General features: G+C 58.1%; 18 protein-coding genes. 13 read left to right on the top strand and 5 right to left on the bottom strand.

What is annotated here, in order from left to right:
- Positions 1-7: 7 nt before the first annotated feature.
- Both ruvC and ACFQY0_RS05165 read right to left on the bottom strand, forming a co-directional pair.
- A complete protein-coding gene (ruvC, locus tag ACFQY0_RS05160) occupies positions 8-511 on the bottom strand; it encodes a crossover junction endodeoxyribonuclease RuvC (protein WP_379709908.1) in 504 nt (167 codons plus the stop codon).
- A gap of 285 nt (positions 512-796) precedes the next feature.
- A complete protein-coding gene (locus tag ACFQY0_RS05165; protein ID WP_379709911.1) occupies positions 797-1,999 on the bottom strand; it encodes a DEAD/DEAH box helicase in 1,203 nt (400 codons plus the stop codon).
- A 325-nt stretch (positions 2,000-2,324) separates the two neighbouring features.
- Here ACFQY0_RS05165 and ACFQY0_RS05170 point away from each other — a divergent pair, with 325 nt between their 5' ends.
- The 3 genes from ACFQY0_RS05170 to ACFQY0_RS05180 are packed head-to-tail and all read left to right on the top strand — an operon-like array spanning position 2,325 to position 6,031.
- Complete coding sequence (locus tag ACFQY0_RS05170; protein ID WP_379709913.1) at positions 2,325-3,005, top strand: sigma-70 family RNA polymerase sigma factor; 681 nt, start codon at positions 2,325-2,327, stop codon at positions 3,003-3,005.
- Positions 2,992-5,640: an SUMF1/EgtB/PvdO family nonheme iron enzyme gene (locus tag ACFQY0_RS05175; protein ID WP_379709916.1), complete on the top strand. Its 2,649-nt coding sequence runs from the start codon at positions 2,992-2,994 to the stop codon at positions 5,638-5,640. Before ACFQY0_RS05170 ends, ACFQY0_RS05175 begins: the two co-directional genes overlap by 14 nt.
- Positions 5,630-6,031: an OsmC family protein gene (locus ACFQY0_RS05180; RefSeq protein ID WP_379709919.1), complete on the top strand. Its 402-nt coding sequence runs from the start codon at positions 5,630-5,632 to the stop codon at positions 6,029-6,031. Before ACFQY0_RS05175 ends, ACFQY0_RS05180 begins: the two co-directional genes overlap by 11 nt.
- A 48-nt stretch (positions 6,032-6,079) precedes the next feature.
- On the opposite strand, the gene ACFQY0_RS05185 is transcribed toward ACFQY0_RS05180, so the two are convergent.
- Positions 6,080-8,050, bottom strand: a complete 1,971-nt coding sequence (locus ACFQY0_RS05185) for a sialate O-acetylesterase (protein ID WP_379709921.1) — start codon at positions 8,048-8,050, stop codon at positions 6,080-6,082.
- A gap of 188 nt (positions 8,051-8,238) precedes the next feature.
- Between ACFQY0_RS05185 and ACFQY0_RS05190 the strand changes: the two genes are divergently transcribed.
- The 8 genes from ACFQY0_RS05190 (at position 8,239) to ACFQY0_RS05225 (ending at position 18,312) form a co-directional block, all read left to right on the top strand.
- A complete protein-coding gene (locus tag ACFQY0_RS05190; RefSeq protein ID WP_379709923.1) occupies positions 8,239-10,002 on the top strand; it encodes a diflavin oxidoreductase in 1,764 nt (587 codons plus the stop codon).
- Positions 10,003-10,045: 43 nt separating this feature from the next.
- Positions 10,046-11,767: an NADPH-dependent assimilatory sulfite reductase hemoprotein subunit gene (locus ACFQY0_RS05195; protein WP_379709926.1), complete on the top strand. Its 1,722-nt coding sequence runs from the start codon at positions 10,046-10,048 to the stop codon at positions 11,765-11,767.
- Between the two features lie 26 nt (positions 11,768-11,793).
- Positions 11,794-12,513, top strand: a complete 720-nt coding sequence (locus tag ACFQY0_RS05200) for a phosphoadenylyl-sulfate reductase (RefSeq protein WP_379709928.1) — start codon at positions 11,794-11,796, stop codon at positions 12,511-12,513.
- A gap of 32 nt (positions 12,514-12,545) precedes the next feature.
- Positions 12,546-13,505, top strand: coding sequence for a cysteine synthase A (gene cysK / locus ACFQY0_RS05205; protein WP_379709931.1), 960 nt, complete (start codon positions 12,546-12,548; stop codon positions 13,503-13,505).
- Positions 13,506-13,872: 367 nt separating this feature from the next.
- Positions 13,873-14,502 (top strand): D-Ala-D-Ala carboxypeptidase family metallohydrolase, encoded by a 630-nt coding sequence (locus ACFQY0_RS05210; RefSeq protein WP_379709933.1) that lies wholly within the window; start codon positions 13,873-13,875, stop codon positions 14,500-14,502.
- 150 nt (positions 14,503-14,652) lie between these two features.
- Complete coding sequence (trkA, locus tag ACFQY0_RS05215) at positions 14,653-15,999, top strand: Trk system potassium transporter TrkA (protein WP_379709935.1); 1,347 nt, start codon at positions 14,653-14,655, stop codon at positions 15,997-15,999.
- 29 nt (positions 16,000-16,028) lie between these two features.
- Entirely contained in the window at positions 16,029-17,519 is a 1,491-nt protein-coding gene (locus ACFQY0_RS05220) for a TrkH family potassium uptake protein (RefSeq protein ID WP_379709937.1), read from the top strand.
- Positions 17,520-17,565: 46 nt separating this feature from the next.
- Entirely contained in the window at positions 17,566-18,312 is a 747-nt protein-coding gene (locus ACFQY0_RS05225; protein WP_379709939.1) for a hypothetical protein, read from the top strand.
- Here ACFQY0_RS05225 and ACFQY0_RS05230 read toward each other — a convergent pair.
- Together ACFQY0_RS05230 and ACFQY0_RS05235 are read right to left on the bottom strand one after the other, a co-directional pair.
- Positions 18,287-19,744 (bottom strand): SGNH/GDSL hydrolase family protein, encoded by a 1,458-nt coding sequence (locus tag ACFQY0_RS05230; protein ID WP_379709942.1) that lies wholly within the window; start codon positions 19,742-19,744, stop codon positions 18,287-18,289. The genes ACFQY0_RS05225 and ACFQY0_RS05230 overlap by 26 nt on opposite strands.
- A gap of 69 nt (positions 19,745-19,813) precedes the next feature.
- Positions 19,814-20,362 (bottom strand): rhodanese-like domain-containing protein, encoded by a 549-nt coding sequence (locus ACFQY0_RS05235; RefSeq protein ID WP_379709945.1) that lies wholly within the window; start codon positions 20,360-20,362, stop codon positions 19,814-19,816.
- Between the two features lie 224 nt (positions 20,363-20,586).
- Between ACFQY0_RS05235 and pssA the strand changes: the two genes are divergently transcribed.
- Complete coding sequence (pssA, locus tag ACFQY0_RS05240; protein ID WP_379709948.1) at positions 20,587-21,438, top strand: CDP-diacylglycerol--serine O-phosphatidyltransferase; 852 nt, start codon at positions 20,587-20,589, stop codon at positions 21,436-21,438.
- Between the two features lie 71 nt (positions 21,439-21,509).
- Positions 21,510-22,115 (top strand): N-acetylmuramoyl-L-alanine amidase family protein, encoded by a 606-nt coding sequence (locus ACFQY0_RS05245; RefSeq protein WP_379709951.1) that lies wholly within the window; start codon positions 21,510-21,512, stop codon positions 22,113-22,115.
- Positions 22,116-22,135 lie beyond the last annotated feature (20 nt).

Genomic DNA, 22,135 nt, shown 5'->3' on the forward strand with positions numbered 1-22,135 from the left:
TGCTCCCTTAGACTTGGCGGCGGTCGAGGATCTTGGCGCGGATTGGGTCGGAGGCCTGAAGGTGGGCGAGGCCGATGGCGAGGGCGTCGGCGGCGTCGTGAGGTGGGGTTTCAGAAAGTCCGAGCAGGGCGCGGATCATGAAGGCGACCTGGGCTTTGTCGGCCTTGCCATTGCCAACGACGGCTTTCTTCGCTTTTGAAGGCGCGTATTCGTAAACCTTGAGGCCGGCATCGGCGGCGGCGATGAGGGCGGCGGCACGGGCAGCTCCCATGGAAATCGCGGTCTTGTGAGACTGAACGTAGATGATGCCTTCGACGGCGACTTCATCCGGCTCGTGAGTCTGGATGAGGTGCGTCAGGTGGGTGCGCACGGCCGCGAGGGCGGCGGACTGGGGGATGGCTTTGGGAATGCGGATCACTTCGTAAGTGATGACCTTGGCACTCCGGTGATCGCCTTCAATGACGGCGTAACCCGTGTTGCGAATGGCGGGATCGATGGCGAGGACTCTCATCGATTACATATGGGAGTTTGGACTACTGGGGTCGAAAGACTTCCAGTTGGTGCGCCTAAAAATAAATACCGAAAGGACCGTAAGAAGAACAAAGCCTACGGATCCGGCCCAGATACACCTGTTGAAAAGAGCTTCGAACTCAGGATTTCGTTCGCCGGCTGGAAGCTCTCCTTGCCAGTGGAGGCCGAAGCCTCCGAGAATCGCTGTGATGAGAGGTATTAGTGATAGAACCCCGACGACACATCCGAGGGGGGTTCCGCGAGTCACTGCACCATACCCACTCATTTATCTTCTCTTCTTACGTCCGCCGCCACCACCGCGCTTCTTGCGGATGGGTTTGGCAGGGGAGTCGTCGAGGAGGGCGGTGTAGATGTAGTCGAAGTTATCGAGCTTCTTGCGCTGGATCTCCTGGTCGATGAAGATTTCTACGGACTTGGCGTAGTCGAGTTCGTCAGCTGTTAGAAGCGTGAAGGCATCGCCTTCGGCTTCGGCGCGACCGGTCCGGCCAATGCGGTGAACGTAGTCCTCGGCGTTCTCGGGGACGCGGTAGTTGATGACGTGGGAGACGCTGGAAATGTCGATGCCACGGGCGGCGACGTCGGTGGCGACGAGCACTTCGTATTCGCCGCTCTTGAATCCGGCGAGGTGCTTCATGCGGTCGGACTGATTGATGTCCGAGTGCATGGCGGCGACCTTTTCATGGCCCTGCTGCTTGAGCATGTGGCAGACCTGATCCGCTTCTTTCCGCGTGCGGGTGAAGATCATCACCGAGTTGTATTGGATGGAGTCGAGCAGGGCGATGAGCAGTTCGTCGCGCTGGTCCATCGAGACCGGGTAGAAGGCGTGGGTGACGGTGGTCGGCACCGAGCGCCGTGCGATTTCGACTTCGGCAGGGTCCGTGAGACACCACATCGCGAAGGTCTGGATCGCGGCCGGCATGGTGGCTGAGAAGAAGAGGGTCTGGCGGCCTTCCCATGGGCAGAGGTTGACGATCTTGCGGACCTGCGGAAGGAAGCCCATGTCGAGCATGCGGTCGACTTCATCGAGGATGAGGATCTTGAGGTCCCCGAAGCGCATGTTGCCGCGGTAGAAGAGGTCGACGAGACGGCCGGGGGTGGCGACGACGATGTCGGCGCCTTTGTCGAGCTGCTCCATCTGAGCACCGAGTCCGACGCCGCCGTAGAGGAGGGCGACTTTGCAGCCGGTGTGTTTTCCGTAGTGTTCGAACTGTTCAGCGACCTGGTGGGCGAGTTCGCGGGTTGGCTCGAGGACGAGGATCTGAGGCTTGCCCATGGGCTGGATTTTGCTCAGCGATGGCAGGGCAAAGGCGGCGGTCTTGCCGGTGCCGGTTTGCGATGCGCCAACCACGTCTCTTCCTCCCAAAATCAGGGGGATCGCTTGCGCTTGAATTGGCGTCGGGTTGTCATATCCCGACTCGGTGACGGCTTGCAGAACTTGCTCGGAAAGCCCAAGTGTATCGAATCCCATGTGCGGACTGCGTACTGGGGTGCAGAGAGCGGGTCAAGGTCAGTGTCGACTTAGATTGAGGAAGGTATGACCGGAAAGGGCGGCAGCAGGGCCTCCGGATACCGTGATGGGATCTCCTGTCGATGTTGCAGGCTTCGTCTGATGGCCATGAAATGGAGCAAAATCGAGAGAGCTGCGGGATTTCTTGGATCGGGGAGAGATCCCTCCCATTCCTTCGGATGCCTTGAATATCAATAGCGCGCCGAAATGGCGGATTCCACGGGTTTGGAGGCTGCCGAAGTCGGTGAAAGACAGAGGCGCTTTGGTATGGTAAGGGGTTTCGCACATGGCCGACGACGACGTTGAAAACGAGGAAAAGGAAGACAAGGAGCGTAAGAAGGTCCTGAAGGAAGCTTGCGAGAAGACTCGTCAAAGTTTGATCGCCCGTTTGGATGACTGGGAGGATCGCCGGACTTGGGAGGATTTCTACCAGACCTACTGGCGCTTGATTTACGCCGTCGGCATCAAGGCGGGTCTCCGGCCGGAAGAAGCGCATGATTGCGTGCAGGAAACGATTTTATCGATCGCCAAGCAAAGTAAGAAGAAGCTCTACGACCCGGCACAGGGATCGTTCAAAACCTGGCTGATGAACATGACGCGCTGGCGGATCAACGATCAGTTCCGCAAGCGGAAGAAGGACACGGCGATGTCCGGGGGAGATTGGGGAGATGATCGCAAAACCGCGGTGATCGATCGGTTTGAGGACCCGAAGGGTGATCTGCTGGACCGCCTGTGGGATGTCGAATGGAAGAAAAACATGGCGGATGCCGCGCTTGATCGCGTGAAGGCCCAGGTCTCACCGAAGCAGTATCAGATTTTCGACTACTATGTGGTCCGCCAATGGGATGCGAGCAAGGTTCAGGAGCGTCTGAATGTGAGCATGGCTCAGGTCTATCTCGCCAAGCATCGGGTTGGTGCCGTATTGAAAAAGGAACTCGCCCGACTAGAGGAGAATGCCGACGACTAAACCGCGCCCTGACCCCAAGATTCCGGACCACGAGGTCCTGAGGCGATTCGGGGGCGGTGCGTATGGTGAGGTGTGGCTGGCGCGCGGGGTAACGGGTGCCCTGCGGGCGGTGAAGGTTCTTTGGCGTGAAGATTTTGACGACGAGCGCTCTTTCGAACGGGAGTTCGAGGGAATCCTGAAATACGAGCCGATTTCGCGAGACCACGTCGGCCTGGTCAAGGTGCTGCATGTCGGCCGTTCCGAGGGCGGTGAGTTTTACTACTATGTGATGGAGCTCGGTGATGACATCACCACCGGGCGTGACATCAACCCCATCGAGTATGAGGCGCGGACCTTGCGCAGCGACATCAAGCGGGAGGAAGGCAGGCGGCTTTCAACCGAGGCCTGCATCGAAGTCGGCCTGAGTCTTTCGGAAGGGCTTCGGCATCTTCACGACAATGGTTTGGCGCACCGCGATGTGAAGCCGGCCAATGTGATCTTCGTCAATGGCAATGCCAAGTTGGCGGATATCGGGCTGGTGGCGGCACGGGGTCAGCGGACCTTTGTGGGAACGGAAGGATTTGTGCCGCCGGAAGGTCCGGGTTCGGCCCAGGCGGATGTGTACTCGCTGGGCAAGGTCCTTTATGAAATGGCGACCGGGAAGGACCGGATGGATTTTCCGGAGTTGCCGGACGAATTGCCCGAAGGCCCCGAGCGAAAAGCCTGGCTGGCGCTCAATCAGATCATCTGCGAAGTCTGCGAGCCGCACCTCTCGCGGCGAACCATATCGACGGCAGGGGAGCTCTCTGACGCGCTGGGGAAGCTGAAGTCGGGCAAGCGGCGGCGGAAACGCCGGCCCGTGGGGGCGATTCTGACCTCGATGGTTCTTGGCGGTGCGCTCATGTGGGGGGCGTGGGAAATGGCGAGCGACAGCCCGTGGCTGCGCTCGATAACCGGTGTCTCTGAGGAGCCCCCCGCGATTGAGCGACAGCAGGCTTACATACGGATCACCAGCACTCCCGAGGATGCGGACGTGATGGATGTGTCGGATGGATCCGAGTTCGGCAAGGCGATTGGAAACACTCCGACCGATGTGCTTCCGGCATACGTCGGCGAGGAACTTCAGCTGCGCTTTGTTCAGGATGGCTATCAGCCGTACGAGGTGTCGGTAGTGGTGCCACCGGAGGCCTCCGAGGAGCCATTCGTGATTCGCGCGGAGCTGAAGATCTTTGCGCCGCCGACGATCAACGAACCTTGGAGTGATCATCTCGGCCGAGAATATCGACCGTTGAAGGAGAATCATGAAAGCGTCCTCTATGTGACCGAACCGGCTTGGGAAAAATACATCGAATCCGAGGAACGCCCCGAGGGGATTGCGCAAATTCTCGAAGTCGTGGAGTCCGGGAAGAAGCAAAAACGGGTGCTGACCAGCGTGGGCGAGGCCATGAACTATTGCAACTGGCTGGTAAGGACAGGCATCGAGCGGGGCTATCTCACAGAACATTACGAGGCTGTTCCGCGATTTCCGCAGAAGTTTGAGAACAAGAACCTGAGTGGGGTGGCGAGGAAGGAAGGCTGGCGGCCTTTCCGCGTGTTGGTCCGGCAGATTCCTTACGGAAGCATTCAGGTGAGCACCGAACCGCCAGGGGCGGAAATCTATTTTGACGGGATCAAACGGGGATCTGCCGATGGCCAGTTGCTGGTTGATTTGATCCGTCCGGGGACCTGGAAGCTGACGGCTTCTCTCGAAGGTTACAAATCCGAGACGCGGGAGATCACCATTGGGCCGCGGGAAAATCAGGAGCTCGCGCTGACCTTGGAACAAGACACCAGCGTGATCCTTGATCGACCGTGGGAAAACTCTCTGGGAATGAAATTCGTTCCGATGGGCAATGAGTGGATGGCGGCTATCTGGGAAACTCGCCGACAGGATTACCGGGCCTTTGCGGAAAGTGTCGGGACGCCGATGCCACTGGTGGCGGATGGGGTGGAAGGTGATGAGTTGGATGATCCGAATGCCGACCATCCGGTGGTTTTCATTTCACGTGACGAAGCAGAGGCCTTTTGTGAGTGGTTGACAGCCAAGGAGCGAGGTGAAGATCGCCTGAAGCGTTCTTTGGAATACCGGCTGCCAACAGATACCGAATGGAGCGCGCTGGCCGGCCGGGAGGAAATTGCGGGTTATTCACCGGCGAAACGGGACTTAAGAAAATCCGGGGTGTTTTTCTGGGGAGTCGATTGGCCGCCACCTGCGAGCTTTGCCAATCTGGCGGGAGAGGAATCGGAGCTTTCGCTCGGCAGCCAGATCGAGGGGTACGACGACGGCTTTGGCACGACCTCACCAGCGGGATCGTTTCCTGCGAACGAGCTGGGGATTTTCGACCTCTGCGGCAATGCTCAGGAATGGGTGCGCGACTCCTACAGCAGCCTGAGTTTGCCCGATGGGGAAGGGGTGCTGCGGGGCGGCGGGTGGCTGAGCCATCAGAAAAAGGATCTTTATATCGACTCCCGGAACCCTCAGCCGCCCACGGCCAGCGAAGGCACCTACGGATTCCGTGTGGTGATCGCGAGGGAAGTGATCGAGGAGGAATCGGAAGGCGATACGGAAGAAGAAAGCATCAAAATATTCGAAGAAGATGGTACAAATGAAGATTGAGTATGAAGGGGGGCTTCACTGCTCCGCCACCCACGGACCTTCGGGTAACGTGATTTCGACCGATGCACCGGTAGATAACAACGGACGGGGCGAAGCCTTCTCGCCGACCGATCTGGTATCGGCAGCCCTCGGTGCCTGCATGTGCACGGTGATGGGCATCGTCGCCCAGCGAAAGGAGATCGCGATGGAAGGGGCGACCGTAAAGGTGCGCAAGCACATGGCAGTCGATACACCCCGCCGGATCTCCAAGATTGAAATGGACATATCCCTCCCCTTGGCGGCGGACCACCCCGAAAGGCCGATGCTGGAAGCCGCAGCGAAGGGCTGCCCGGTGCATCACAGCCTTCACCCCGATATCGAGGTGGTGATGAACTGGGAGTGGAGAGGTTAGGACGTGCGGGTCATCGAGCGGAAGGACGCCGAGTCCCGGCGCCGTCGGCTACTTTGACTCGAAGACTTCGACCTCGCGGATGAAACCGATCTCCGCGGCGTATTTGTCCTGCTTCGGATGCTGCTCGAGAAAAGTGATGCGGACGTGGCGGGCAGGGCGCTTTTCAAACCGAATGGTGGTTTTGTCGTCGGTCTTTGGCTTGAAGGTGTAGCGTCCGACTTCCTCGAAGGCATCGCCGTTGGCGCTTACGGAAACGGCGATGGTTTTCGTGGAACCGTAAGCGGGAGCTCCGACCCGCACGGCGTGTACCTGTTTGGTGCAGAGGAGATCGATGGTGGCGTGCTTGGGAAGTGGGGCGGAGCCAGTTGCAAAGCATTGCCCGGCTTCGCCCTTCCAGCTGCCATCGGTGAGTCCGGAGTTCCAGTTGGATTTGTTAGGATCGCTCGAGGTATGCGGTTTTCCGAGCGCGACATTGCGGCCGAGTTCGGGGTCATGAGGCCAGTGGGTGTGGAATGCCGATGTCGGCAGATCGGCGCTGTTGACGAGATTTGGCGAAGCCGTCTGTGACCAGGCAAAGCGGGCCTGAGTGGGGTCGGGCACCTGATCGCTATGAAGGACGATTTTGTCGCCATCGACATCGGCTTGGGCCGGATGGAACTTTCCATTGGCTCCGGCGATCTCGAAGCTGTCGGGCGCCTTGCCATCCCTCGTTTTCAGGCCGCTGCCGGCATGATCGAAGGAGATCGTGATTTTCCCGTCCTTTGCCGTGAAGTCACGAAACAATGGTCCGGATTTCACCAGATCCTTTTTCCCATAACTATCGGCCAAGGCGAGTCGCGCGAGTCGATGGCCGACATCGGATTTGTTGGTCGGATGAATGTCCTTCGGGTTGCCGATGTCGTTGATGATCGCCATGCCGGTATGCGGAACCTCAAGCGTTTCGCGTTGAGCGACCCAAAGCTGGGGGAGGAGGGACGCTTTCCTGCCATAGTTGAAGGGGGCGAGTTGGGTGAACAGAAAGGGAGCCTCGCGATTCTGGAAAGCCGTTCGCCAGCCCTTGATGAGTGCTTCCATTTTCCAGCGGTACTGCAAGCCGTCGGCAAGGTTCGATTCGCCCTGGTACCAAATGAATCCGCGCAGGGCGTAAGGCTGAAGAGGATGAATCATCGCCTGATAGAGTCCGAGTTCCGCATTGTGGCCTACCGACAGAACGGCGGGAGCGGGTGGCTGGGCGGGGGGGGTCTGGTGGCGTTTGAGGGCCTTGTGGGCTTCGCCGATCCAGGCGCGGGTCGCGGCCAGATGGCGGTGCGCGGCTTCTTCGTATTCCTTGGTGCCGGGAAGGCGTGATTTGCGGTAGCGATGCAGGTTCGTGAGTTCCGAGACCTCGGCAAATCCGACCTCCGGAATCCAGGGCTCGATCCGGGATCCGCCCCATTCGCTTGAAATGATGCCGATCGGCACCTTGAGGGCATGGCTCAGCTCTCTTCCGAAAAAGTAGGCGACACCCGAGAAGTTTTTCACGCTTTCCGGTGTGGTCAGTTGCCACTTTGAGTCGACGTCATAAAGCGGGTGCGGCGACAGCTTGTTCGGGACATTGAAGATTCGCATGTGCTCGACCGGGCCGGAATTGGCGATGGCCTGGTCTTCGGGGCGGCATTTGGAGATTGGCCATTCCATGTTGGACTGGCCACTGGCGAGCCACACTTCTCCGATGAGCAGATCATTGACTCGGACAGGCTCGGACCCTTCTTCCGTGACGACCAGCACCCTGCCCTTTGCACTGGCAGGCATGGCATCGAGCTTGAGATTCCATGCTCCATAATCGTTGGCCTTCGTGGCCTTCTTCTGTCCGGCGAACTCGACGGTGACCTTCTTTCCGGGCTGGGCCCAGCCCCAGACGGGCACCGACCGGTCTCGCTGCAGCACCGCTCCATCGGAGAAAAGATGGGGGAGTTTGATGGCGCCAAGGACCGGATGGGTCAGCAACAGGGCGACAAGAAGCGTTTGAAAAAATTTCACTGGAGTCCCTTACGGCACGCGGCTGATGGTCTTGCAATCTTCCGCTGGAACATCGTGTCTCAGCGTAGATTTGCGCGCATCGGGTGATTCGTCCGAAAGCCACTTCATGAAATATTCGCTTGCGTAGGGCGCTTCGAGAGTGAAGGCTCTCGGCGAAACCTTACAAACAAAGGTAAATTACTAAGGTAATGCTTCCCGAGCACGCTCCATTCACTCCTGATCAACGCCGCAATCTTGATTCGCTTCTTTCCGGGCTGACACCCGGGCAGCGCTTCTGGCTCGCGGGATTCTTGTCCGCTGATTCTGCTGCTCCGGCGGCAGCTCCGGCAGCTGCTTCCCTTCCTTTGACAGTGCTTTACGGCACGGAGTCGGGGAATGCCGAAGAGCTAGCGGCTCAGACCGTCAAATCCGCCAAGAAGCGTGGCTTCAAGGCAGTGATGAAAAACATGTCGGAGATTTCTCCGGATGCTTTGACGAAAGTTGAGAATCTCGTGGTCATCGTCAGCACCTGGGGTGAGGGCGACCCGCCCGAGTCTGCGGTGAGTTTCTACAACGACTTCATGAGTGGCGCGCGCGAGCTTTCGAAGCTCCGCTTCTCGGTCTGCGCGCTTGGCGATACCAGCTACGAGCAGTTCTGCAAAATCGGCAAGGACGTCGATGCGCGTCTTGAAGAGCTTGGTGCAAGCCGGATTGCTCCGCGTCAGGATTGCGATGTTGATTTTGAAGAGCCCTACAACACATGGGTCGATGCTGCGCTGTCGGGATTTGGTCCCGCTACCGCGACGGCGGCACCGGCATCTGCAGGCTTTGCGCCAGTAGTAGGCACGGAGTTCGGAAAGAAGAACCCGTTCCCATCCGAGTTGCTCGACAAGGTGGTTCTCAACGGGGAAGGCAGCGCCAAGGAAACCTGGCATTATGAACTTTCGCTCGAAGGCTCCGGCTTGAGCTATGAGCCCGGCGATGCGCTGGCAGTCATCGCGCTGAACGCACCCGACATGGTCGAAGGCGTTCTCAAGGCCGCGAAACTTAAGGGCAGTGAAGAGGTGACGCTGAAGGGTGGAAGTCCCAAGATCCTCGCCGATGTGCTTCGCGAAGATCTGGAGATCACGACGATTTCAAAGGCGGTGTTGAAGAAGCTTAACGAGGTGGTTTCTTCCGATAAGCTTTCCGCCTTGCTGGCGGACGACGCGAAGGACGAACTTCGCGATTATCTCTGGGGACGCTGGCTTGCCGATGCGCTTGCGGACTTTGCGCCGCAGGGGTTGGCGGCAGATGCCTTGGTTTCCATCCTGAGGAAATTGCCGCCGCGTCTCTACTCGATCGCCTCGAGTCCCCTGGCTCATCCCGATGAAGTCCATCTAACGGTTGCTTCGGTGCGCTACGAAGCCCATGACTCGTTAAAGAAGGGTGTGGCATCCACTTACCTTGCCGATCTGGTCAATCAGGGCGACAATGTTCTGGTCTACACCCACACCAACAAGAACTTCCGTCTGCCTGCCTCGGACGACACGCCGATCATCATGGTCGGTCCGGGAACCGGCGTCGCGCCGTTCCGGGCTTTCGTCGAACATCGTGGCGAGACCGGTGCGAAAGGGAAGTCATGGCTGATCTTCGGAGATCAGCGTTATACCTATGATTTCCTCTATCAACTCGAATGGCAGGACCATCTGAAGAGTGGTGCTTTGACCCGCCTCGATGTCGCCTTCTCGCGCGACCAGCCGGAGAAAGTCTACGTGCAGGACCGCATGATCGAGCAGGCAAAGGAGCTCTACACGTGGCTTGAGGAAGGAGCTTACTTTTACGTGTGTGGCGATGCCTCGCGCATGGCGCACGACGTGAACGAAGCCCTGATCACCGTCATTGAAACCCAGGGTGGCAAGTCCCGCGAAGAAGCCGAGGCCTACGTCGATGCCCTGAAAAAGGCCAAGCGCTACCAGCGCGATGTCTACTGAGTGAACCCACAACTTTAGAACTTAAATTTCAAATTCCAATCCTATGAGTGAGGAGAAAAAATTAGCCGCCAACGAAGGAATCAAGATTCGTTCGAACTACCTTCGTGGTACGATCAAGGAAGGTTTGGCGGACTTGTCGACGGGATCCCTGTCGGAAGACGATCAGCAATTGATCAAGTTCCATGGAAGCTATCAGCAGGACGATCGGGATCTGCGGGCCGACCGCCGCAAACACAAGCTTGAGAAGGCCTATTCCTTCATGATCCGCATCCGGGTGACCGGTGGGGTGGCGACGCCACACCAGTGGATCGAGACCGATCGATTGGCGACCCAGTTTGCCAATGGCACCATCAAGCTGACGACCCGCCAGGCGTTCCAGTTTCATGGCATCATCAAATCGAATCTCAAGCGGACGATGCGTGAGATCAACGAAGCGGCGATGGGGACGATCGCGGCCTGCGGTGATGTGAACCGCAATGTGATGTGCAATCCGAACCCTTATCTTTCGTCCGTCCACGCGGAGGCGATGCGGGCCGCCCAGGCGATCTCCGATCACCTGACCCCTGCAACCCGCGCCTATCATGAGATCTGGCTCGACGGTGAGAAAGTGGAATCCAGTGAGGAAGAACAGGAGCCGATTTACGGCAAGACCTACCTTCCCCGGAAGTTCAAGATCAACATCGCGGTTCCACCGAACAACGACGTGGATCTCTTTGCCAACTGCCTCTCCTTCATCGCCATCGTCGAGGACGGCAAGGTGGTCGGCTACAACGTCGCCGTCGGCGGCGGCATGGGATCGACCCACGGCGATGAAAAGACCTATCCGCGGATCGCTGATGTGATCGGGTTCTGCACGCCGGAACAAATCGTCGATGTGTCCGAGAAGGTGGTTCTGGTTCAGCGCGACTTCGGGTGCCGGACGGATCGCAAGCACGCGCGTTTCAAGTACACCGTCGACGACCACGGTCCCGACTGGATTCTCGCCAAGATCAACGAGTATCTCGGCTACGATCTGGAGCCGGCGCGCGAGTATGAATTCACCGACAATGGTGATCGATTCGGCTGGGTGGAAGACGATGCAGGGAACTATCACTACACGCTCTTCGTTGAAGGTGGCCGCGTGCTCGATACCGAGACCTATCCGATGCGCACCGGGTTGCGTGAGATTGCCAAGATTCACGATGGAGACTTCCGTCTAACAGGGAACCAGAACCTGATTATCGCCAACGTTTCTGCGAAGAAGCGCGCGGAAATCGAAGCGCTTCTGGAGAAGTACGGCATGGAGAAGAGCCACGAGAAGAGCGCGCTGCGTTTGTCGTCGATCGCATGTGTGGCACTTCCAACTTGTGCTCTCGCCATGGCGGAGGCCGAACGGTTCCTTCCGGAAGTGGTTACGGAACTCGAAGAGGAGTTGGAGAAAGTGGGATTGCGTCACGATGCGATTACCATCCGCATGACCGGTTGTCCGAATGGCTGCGGTCGTCCCTTCATCTCGGAGATCGGCATGGTGGGTCGCGGGCCCAATCGCTACAACCTCTACCTGGGTGGAGGTCATGCGGGGGACCGTCTGAGCAAGCTGTACCGCCAGGACGTGGACGCCGCCGACATCCGCAGCACGCTTGCACCCATCTTTCAGCACTATGCCAAGGAGCGAAATGAGGGTGAACACTTCGGGGACTTCGTGATCCGTGCGGGTTACGTGGCCGCGACCGTGCAGGGCGGCGATTTCCACAAAAACATCAAGCCCGAGGCGCTGAGCAATTGAGCCGTCGGGAAGGGATCTAACAGATCATGAGTATTGTGACGGAGAGCGCAGAATCATTGAACGCCGAGCTCAAGGGGCTCAAGGCGGGCGATCGATTGCGTTTGTTGCATGAGCACTTCGGGAAACGCCTGGTGGCATCGACGAGCTTCGGTCTGCAGGCTTCGGTGATGCTGGATTTGATTGCTGAGAATGCGCCGGAGATTCCGGTCGTGTTCATCGATACCGGTTATCATTTTCCCGAGACTTATCTTTACGCCGAGCAGCTCAAGGAGCGGCTGGGGATTGATCTGCGGATTTTCCAGCCGCGCTACAGTGCCGCACGGATGGAAGCACTGCATGGACGGCTGTGGGAAAATGGCAAGGAAGGCGCGGACAAGTATGCCGTGATCACCAAGATCGAACCGATGGATCGCGCCTTGCGCGAGCTGGAAGCCGATGTGTGGATCAGTGGGGTGCGCCGCAGTCAATCGAGCACCCGGGTGGAGAGGCCATTCGCCGAACAGCAAAAGAAGACGCTCAAGGTTTATCCGATTCTCGATTGGGCCGACGCGCAGATTTCCGCTTACATGCACGATCGTGGCTTGCCGACCCATCCTCTGGCGGATCAGGGTTACGTGACCATGGGCGACTGGCATAGCACGCGTCCGGCTGTCGATGGTCTGAATGCCGAGGCGACACGCTTCAATGGCGAAAAGTACGAGTGCGGCCTGCATCTCGACTCGGGCAACTCCGACTTTCAAATTTAAAATCCCATCTAAAATTCCAACTACCTAATCCCATGCCTATTGCAGAAAACATGGTTGCCACCGTCGGCAACACACCCCTTATCCGTCTGAACAAGCTGACTGAAGGTCTCGATGCCGAGGTCTGTGTGAAAGCGGAGTTCTTCAATCCGCTTTTCAGCGTCAAGGACCGCATTGGAAAGGCGATGATCGAAGCTGCCGAGCGTGATGGTAAGCTCAAGCCCGGTGGACTGATCATCGAACCAACCTCGGGAAACACCGGCATCGCACTGGCATTCGTCGCTCGGTCAAAAGGTTACCGCTGTATCCTCACGATGCCTGAAAGCATGTCGATCGAACGTCGCGTGCTGCTCCGCCTGCTCGGTGCCGAGCTGGTTCTAACACCTCGCGCCAAGGGCATGGGCGGCGCGATTGCGATGGCGAAGAAGATGCTCGAGGAGGACCCGAGCGCTTTCGGTCCCGGTCAGTTCGACAACCCGGCAAACCCTCAGGTTCACCGCGAAACGACTGCTGAGGAAATCTGGAAGGATACCGAGGGCGACATCGCTGCCTTCGTTGCCGGAGTCGGCACGGGTGGAACAATTACCGGGGTGGGTGAGGTACTCAAATCCCGCTCCGATGCGAAAATTTTCGCCGTTGAGCCCACCGCCAGTCCGGTGATTTCCGGCGGCGCACCTGGTCCTCACATGATTCAGGGCATCGGTGCCGGATTCATTCCCGGGAACCTCAACGTTGACGTCATCGATGAGACGATCCAGGTGAGCAATGAAGACGCCTTTGCCACCGCGCAGGCACTCGCTCAGGAAGAGGGATTGCCAGCAGGGATCTCGACCGGAGCAAACGTCTGGGCAGCCATCCAGCTTGCCAAGCGTCCCGAGTTCAAGGGCAAGCGGATCGTCACGGTCGGTTGCTCGGCCAACGAGCGCTACCTCTCGACATTGCTGGCGGAGAAGGTCCGCGACGAGGTGACCCAGCTCCCGGTCTCGGAGATCTAACAGTATTGCTTTTCCTCCAAGGCGCCTCGCTCGGTCCTGGACTCGGGCTGGGCGCCTTTTTGTTGCCGCTCTGGGGGCGTTCCTTCAATCGCCGGCTTCCAGAGGCGCTCCCTGCGAAGATGAGTGCGAGCTTGTTAGGGAGACTTCCATCGGCTCTCGAAGGCCCTGTGCGGGTGTTTCGGGGAGGGATGCGGATGATCCCGATGAGCCGGCAAGTCGCTAATTGTTAGCGAATGTTAGGCTAAAAATCTTGTGGAGTGGCCCTTGAGTAGCTTTGCTCCGCCGCGAAACGCCGCTCAGCAGCAGCGGAAAAGAGCCTCCAGCGGCATGCCAGTTGCTGTGGCCATCCCAAATAAACGCCCAATTTATGCAAGAAGACCAAGCTTTTGCCCTTTCCTCCGAAGAATTCAAGCCGACCCGCCGCCGAGTTCTCGGTGCGTTTGGAGTAAGCAGTTTGGCCTTAATCGCTTCTTCGACACCGGCATCCGCGTTCTTCTTCGCTAAGAAAGAGGGTGCTTCAAGCCTCGATCTTTCGAGTTTTCCGAGCGAATGGGTCCATAGGCAGGGCCGGAACCTCACGGATTACGCCAATTTCATCGGTAGTCTCAAGCTGCGGAACGTTCGCACCGAACAGGTCATCGCAGCTCATGCCAAGCGCCGCGGTTCGGTCTGGAACTCGCTTCCTCCCAAGTCTTTGTGGAAGAATGCCGCGCCGACGCTCAAGGTCATCGATCGCCTTTCAGCCGAGCTGAATCAGCCCGTGAAGGAGATCGTTTCGGCCTACCGCTCACCGGCTTACAATGCCCGTTGTGCCGGCGCGAAGAGAGGATCATGGCATCAGGCCAATGTTGCGATGGACGTCAAATTTCCCATCCGGGCGTCGATTGTCACCTCACGGGTCCGATCGCTACGTTCAAGGGGAATGTTCAAGGGCGGTGTCGGGAGCTATTGGAACTTTACCCACATCGATACCCGCGGCCAGAGTGTCGACTGGTGAGAAGGGGATTGGATTCCTCACCCATGTTGCTGCAGGGGCACTGAATTCAGCGGGTGCTCCGCTCAATTTTTCGGCTGGTTTTGGCCTGGGTTCTGCGCTTGATTTCGCGCGTTCGGAGGACTGCTGACGCAGAAGTCCGATCTCTCGTACATGAACATCATCATCGTCGGAGCCGGAGAAATCGGTCGCCATTTGGCTCACTCTCTTTCGCAGGAAGCTCACAGCATCTCGGTCGTTGAGAACGACGCGGATCTTGCTGCCGAGCTCGAGCAGTCGATCGATGCCAAAGTCGTCTGTTCGGATGGCACCAGCGTCAACGCGCTGGCCGAGGCGAATGTCGGCGAGTGCGAGTTGTTTCTGTCGCTGACCAGCTCGAACACCACCAATTTGGTGAGTGCATCGATCGCCAAGAAGATGAGTGTGCCGCAAGTGGTTTGCCGCGTTCATCCCGGTTTGCAACGCGAAGAATGGCTCTTCGATTTCAAGGGGCACTTCGGAATCGATCATCTGTTTTCATCCGAAAGGCTCGCTGCGATCGAGTTGTCGAAGTTCATTCGGAATCCGGATTCGCTGGCAGTCGAAGAGATTGCGCGGGGGCGGATCGAGCTTCAACAGGTCCGGGTCGACGCGAAATCCGATGCGGTTGGCCGCTCGATGGTCACCCTCAAGGCTCCTGAGAGGACCCGGGTGGCGATGATTTCGCGCGGCGGTGATCACATGGTTCCCTCGGCGGAGACCGTGATCGAAGCGGGTGACATCGTGACGATTTTTGGGGAACCACGCAAGCTGCGCACCTTGGCGGAGCGGATGCAGCGCAAGCGGGGTGACCGCGATGGCCTGCGCGTGATCATTTTCGGAGGTGGGGAATACGGATTCTCGCTGGCACAGATGCTGGAAAGCTGGGACTGCCGGGTGCGGATTTTTGAGAAGGATGAAGCGATCTGCCACAGCCTTGCCGACCGGCTTTCCAACACGACGGTCATCAATGCGGATGCGACTGTGGTGGCTGAACTGCAGGAGGAGCAGATCGATGGTGTCGATTTCTTTGTGGCGACGAGCGGCAGCGATGAGGACAACGTGATGACCTGCCTCCAGGCTCACACACTGGGCGCGAAGAATTGCCTCACCTTGATCCACCGCGCCGATTACGCGGCGGCGATCAGTTCATCGGGCAAGCATTTCGGGATCGCGGCAGCGGTCAGTCCGCGCGAGGCCACCCGTCGGGAAATCGAACGCTTCATCACTTCCGATCGTTTCCATCTGGTAAAGACCCTGCCGGGAGCCGAGGTGATTGAAATGCGGGTCACGAAGGGCTCGATCGCAGCCGGGCACATGGTTCATGAAATCGACTGGCCGGAAGGCTGTGTGTTGGTGGGCTTGATGCACGGCACCCACTCGGATGTGCCGGGACCGGACGATGTGATTCAAGCCGACGACCACGTCTATGCGGTGGTGTCAGGGAAGGCGCGCAAAGCCTTCGTCAAGCTGCTCGACTGAGCCCGCAATCCTCATCAAGAGGTCACTTCATGAATTTTCGAATCCTTGCCAAAGTTCTCGGCCTGCTGCTGCTGCTGTTGAGCGTCTCGATGGCCTCATGTGGCATTTTTGCCAAACTGGACAGTGTCGCCGGAGATCATGAAGCAATGGTCGCGCTCTTCACCTCGGCTGCCATTACGGCCTTTGTGGGGACGATTCTGGTGCTCGGTGGGCTTGGCAAAATTGAGCGGATCCCGCGTCGCGAGGGTGTGATGATCGTGGGGCTAGGCTGGGTGCTTTCCTCGATTTTCGGCTCGCTGCCCTTCATCATCTGCCCACCTCATCTCACTTGGGGCAGCGCATTTTTCGAAACGGCATCTGGAATTACCACCACGGGATCGACGGTGATTGGTGATCTCAGCCAATGGCCCCGCGGGATCCTGCTGTGGCGCTCGGTCACGCAGTGGCTGGGTGGTGTGGGAATCCTCGTGCTTTTCGTCGCCGTGCTTTCCTACCTCGGAGTGGGCACAAAGTCCCTGTTCCGCAACGAGTCCTCCTTTCAGTCGGGGGAAGCGACGACGGCGCGCATTCGGGATACGGCCCTCACCCTCTGGAAGATCTATGCCGGCCTCACTGTGATCTGCGCGCTCGGCCTGCGCGGCATGGGAATGACCTGGTACCATGCGATTTCCCACTCGATGACTGCGGTCTCCACGGGCGGCTTCAGCCCGCATAACGCAAGCGTCGGTTTCTATTCGGCCTGGGGAAACAGTGCGCTCATCGAGTTCTGGTTGAGCCTGTTCATGCTGATATGCAGCCTGAACTTTTTGATCATCGCGGTCATTTTGTCGAAGAAGTGGCAGCGCATTCGTTCGGAGGACGATGCCAAGTGGTTCTTCGGGATCTGCCTGTTTGTCGCGCTGGGAATCGCTGCCGGGCTGACGCTTGACCCGCGCTACTCGGTCGATTTCTGGCAGGCATTCCGGGAGAGCTGGTTCATCGTGATTTCCATCGCTTCGACGACAGGCTTCGGCACGGTCGACTACGGTCTGTGGCCGGCGTGGTGCAAGGCCTTGCTGGCAATTCTGATGGTGATTGGAGGGTGTTCGGGATCGACTGCCGGGGGGATGAAGGTGAGCCGCTTCCTGGTATTCCTGAAATCCTCAGCGCACGAAGTCATCCGCGCCTTCCGGCCAAACCAGGTGTTCCGACTGGTGGTCAATGGCAACCCGATGGACGATGATGCTCGGGCTCGGACGACCTCATTCGTCGCACTCTATCTGTTGATCATCGCCCTTGGATCGGTCGTCGTGGGAATTCTTGAAGCCGGGGTGGGAATTGATCTGGAAACGTGTCTCGGTGCCGTGCTGGCGACCCTTTCAAATATTGGTCCGGGATTTGGTGCTCTGGGACCGACCAGCAATTTTGCGGATTTGCGTGAAGTCACGCAGGTGTTCCTTGCTGGTTTGATGATCCTTGGTCGATTGGAGCTCTTTGCGATCCTGGTGCTCTTCGTTCCGGCGGCATGGAAGAGGTTTTAAGCAAATCACACTTGGTGATTGGCCTTGGGCGTGCTGCTTTCCGCGCGTGCCGGAACTCGTCCATCATGCCACCGAATCCCCCCGTGAAGCTCCGTGGCATGCAGGGCTCAGGGCGGCGCGGGCCAATGTGGTTCCGGGATTGATGGTTCAGGCCGTGATGGTCTCGCTGCTCATCGCGTATTTCCTTCATCCGCCAACCCGCGATTTCCTTGGGCGAATGGCTGAGGTGAAGGTTCGCTGGGGATACGCTTACAGTGCGCTGACGGCCGTGGTCGCGGGTGGTCTGATCCCGGAATTGCTGAGGATCTTCGTATTCCAGGGTGGGAAGGTCGAGCGGGCCAATTTTTCCAACTTCCTGTTCGCCGCGAGTTTTTGGGCGGGGATGGGGGTGCTGGTGGACGCCTTTTACCGACTGCAAGTCAGTTGGTGGGGAGATGAAGCGACGGCGGCGGTCGTCGTTCCGCAGGTGCTCGTTGATCAATTCATTTTCAGCCCCTTCGTCACGGCCCCACTGACAACGTGGCTCTACGAGTGGAAAAACCGTGGCTACCGGATGGGCCCGGGATTCTTCACCCTCGGCTATTACCGAAAGAACATTTTTCCAACCGTGGTGGCCATCTGGGGCGTGTGGATTCCGATTGTGACGGTCCTCTACCTGTTACCCGAGCCGGTGCAGATGCCGATGTATTCTCTGGCGCTGACGATGTGGGTGATGCTTTACACTTGGATGAGTGAGGAGAGGCTGCGTGGAAGCGACAGAGGATCTGTTAGAAATCCGATTGAATCCGAATGAAGCCTTGCTCACCGGGAGTGACGGGCAGGACGGCCCGTGACAGTCCGTCGGGATCGATGGTGGGAACCGTGGCGGAGGGAGTGAATCCGGAGAGATCGGTCGAAGTCGCGGGGCGAACACTGACCTGAGTGGACGAGGGGAGTCGCACAGGGTAGGCAAGCTCGATGGCGCGGGAGTTGTCGGGTTGTTCGACGAGGGTGAACTGAAGCTTGTGCGAATCCTGAAGGGTTGGGTCGAGGCCGAGCCCGAATTCGACGCCGGCGGTGATGCCGTCCTGGTCGGAGTCGTCGTTCTCAGAAAGTCCACCGAGTCCGAAACAAGTCATCCACTCGGCGAATGGCATGTCGATCTCAGTGGGTGTCTTGCTGTGCAAACCACCAAGGATTTCACTGGCAGTTAGAGGGGCAATGCCGGTGTCGTAGGCGTCATTGAAGGCTTCAATAACCGCGTTGGCGATGATCGCGTGGGCGTTGGTATTGGGGTGAAAGTTGGCGCTGAGGGGGCCATTCAGCCACACCTTGTCGAGCTCGCCAGTGCTGCTCCCGGTGTTTTCAAAGCCAATGCCGTGGATGCAAAGATCGGCGGGGCCGAGCAGAGACAGGGTGCGGGAATAAATGTCGGCGTAGCCGAAACCGCGCTCCGCAGCGAGTTCCGAAAGACGGGCGTTGAGTTCGTCGAGCACCGCAGTGACCCGTGCGGTTTTGACCGGCTCAGTCGGATACTTGCCCTTGATTTCAGGAGTGATGCCGATGTGAGGGACGTTGACAATGACGACCTGGATGTCCGGGTTGAGTTCCTGAACACGGTCGAGAACGGCGATCGAATCTGCCATGAATTCGTCGACGAACGTCCCTGCAGTGCCGCCGTTGTAGACAGTCCCGTAGATGCCTCTAACATCGTTGCCGCCAATGAAGAAGGTAAGCCGTTCGGCAGTGTCCTGAATCTGTTTTTCGAAGTCGATGAGGGCGTACTGAGAGGCATCGAAGTCCGTGAACTCGATGGCTGTAACCAGGCTTTCGAAATCGGGGTTTTCTGCAAGCAGGTCGATGAATCCCGCAGTTCCGGTAATGAAACGCCGCATCTGACTCACGGTCTGCCCGGGAATGGCCCAGTTGTATTCGTGGCGAAAGAGGAAGGTTTCATCTGACGATACATAGGGGATTCCGGGAATCGTGTAGGTATCGCGAACACCAATGTCGAAATGTTGATTTCGGTAGGCAGGGTCGTTGAGGATTTCGATCCAGTTGCGGACATCCGGGCCGAACCCGTCACCGTAGGTCGTTCCGAGAAGGGGAACGGTGTATTGAAAGCCGAATTCGGCTTCGTAGGCGAAAGTCAGCGAATCTCCCAAGGTGACGATTTGCTCGGCGGCCGGGCATGACAGGCAGGAGATGGCGAGGGCGGCTAGGGATGAATGATAGGGATGCTTCATGGTTTGGGAGCGTGGGCAAACTAATGGAGAAATGCCTCGTGGCAAGTGGTGGGCATTCGATTGGGCCGATCACTCGATTTCCAGACGATAGCGCCGCAGCGAGCGGTCCACCTCCTGCGCCCAGGCATCGATGCCGCCCTTGATGGCGCGGGTGTTTTTTAGACCATGGCCGTGGAACCAGGAGCAGGTGTCGAGGACGTGTTTGCCGCTGTGGTCGTACAGAAGGATGGCGCGACCGGGTTCGCCGCTGAAAAGACGCTGCTGGTAATCTTGGTCCATGAACTCGGATCCGGGGATGGCGACGGCTTCATGCTCCTCGCGGGTGCGGGTGTCGAGCAGCAGCGGAGGGCTGTCGGAATCGAGCGCGGCCTTGGCTTCGGCGGGGTCGATGAGCATGGCTTTGTCGTGCTCGTGAGCCGCGAGAATGTGGGCGAGCATTTCCTCGGCAGGGGCATCGGCAGCACGGGTGGCAAGTTCGGCAAGGGTTTCGGTGGGGGAGAATCCGCAGCTTTGGCAGCCTCCCAGGTGATAGCGGGAAAAGAGCGCGCGTCGCGCACCCGGGAGGGCGTCCATGATTTCACCCATGGGGGAATCGATGCTGAGTTCGGCGGGAGTCATGAGGGGAGGGTAGCGAGGATTGCGGGCATTTGAAGCGGCGAAAGGCAAGAGAACCACGGAATCCCTCGAATCCATCGAAGATTCAAAAAAACAAAAGTCTCCGGAAAGCTCCGCATCTCCAGTTTTCGTGGATTCAGTGGTTTCCTTCGGTTTATCAATTGAGGACGGATGTGGCTGGATTTTCCACTATCTCCGATGGGAAAAGTGGGCCACAGTGCCGCCGCATGTTCCGATCTGAAGATCCTGACGAACCGAAAATTTATCTGCTGCCAAATCTGATGACGGCAGGAAATCTGGCCTGTGGCTTTTTTGCCGTGCTGTCGATTTTCAATGGCATCATGTTGGCGACGAGCAGTGACGGTTACAATTTCGAGGCGGCTCAGCCGTTCTATGAGCGGGCGATTCTGCTGATCTTCGCCTCGTGTATCTTCGATTTGCTGGATGGTCGACTTGCCCGCCTGGGCGGGAAGGAATCGCCTTTCGGGGCGGAGTTCGATTCGCTGGCGGATGTGATTTCCTTTGGCATGGCGCCGTCGCTCCTGATGGCCAAGGCCGTGCTGTTCCCTCTCGACGAGGTGGTGAACGGCCTGGGTTGGGCACTGGCCTGCCTGTATGTGCTGTGCGGCGCGATCCGATTGGCACGCTTCAATTGCCTGGCCGCGATGCCGAAAAAGCCGGGGGCGGACACCGATTTTCGAGGGATCCCGATTCCGATGGCCGCCGGCTTCATCACTTCCCTGACTTTCCTGATCATCTATTTGAACAACAATGATCACGACATCGGCGCATGGAAGTACCTGCTGGCCGGAGCGATGCTCGGGCTTTCGATCCTCATGATCAGCGATGTGCGATATCCAAGCTTCAAAAAGGTCGGCTGGAAAACCAAGGGCTCGCCTTTGGTGATTGTGATCGCGGTGATCGTGTTGGTGGCGACGGTAAAATTTTATTGGGTGATGCCGGTGGTGCTTTTCTCGGCGTATCTGCTCTATGGTTTGGCCGTTCGCCCCTTTCTTCCCAAGCGAGTGATGGAAGAGATCGGTGACGATCCTTCCCCCGCAATGGATGATGAAGGGTGATTTTTTTGAAAATCTCAAAAGATTCGAGAAAGTTTTTGATCAAATGATCTTAATTGAATAGGCTTTCCTGTGTGAAGAGGCGTCTACAGTTCAGGGCTTGGGTTTTCGGCTTGCTGATATTGGCGGCGACCTGCGGATTTTCGAGTGCTGCCCGGTTTTCCACGGTGATCATCGATCCTGGGCATGGAGGTCGAGATAAGGGGGCCTACTGGGGTGGAGTGAGGGAATCAACTTTGAATCTGAGGGTGGCACAGCACCTCGAGGGCTTGCTGAAAAAGCGGGGAATTCGGACAGTGATGACGAGACGCAGCGACGTCTTTGTTTCGCTTAGTGGTCGCGCGGCGCTGGCAAATCGCTACCGCTCGGCAGTATTTGTGAGCATCCACTTCAATGCTTCACGGAATCGCCTGATCAAGGGCGCGGAAACTTTCTACTGGGGATCGACAGGCAGAATAATTGCCGGCGCGATCCAGCGGCGTTTGCCCGCCCGGGTAAATACGGTGAATCGGGGTGCCAAGCGGCGCGGGTTTACGGTGCTCATGCAAACTCGCTGCCCGGCGGTGCTGGTGGAGTGCGGATTTATCAGCAATACCCGTGAGCGGGGGCGTTGCGTGACTCGCTGGTATCAGCAAACCGCTGCTCGAGCGATCTATGATGGCTTGATGGCTTGTCGCTGAGGGACGTCGGGTCGGACCGC

The organism is Haloferula chungangensis (genome assembly GCF_042664875.1).
Classification (GTDB): domain Bacteria; phylum Verrucomicrobiota; class Verrucomicrobiia; order Verrucomicrobiales; family Akkermansiaceae; genus Haloferula; species Haloferula chungangensis.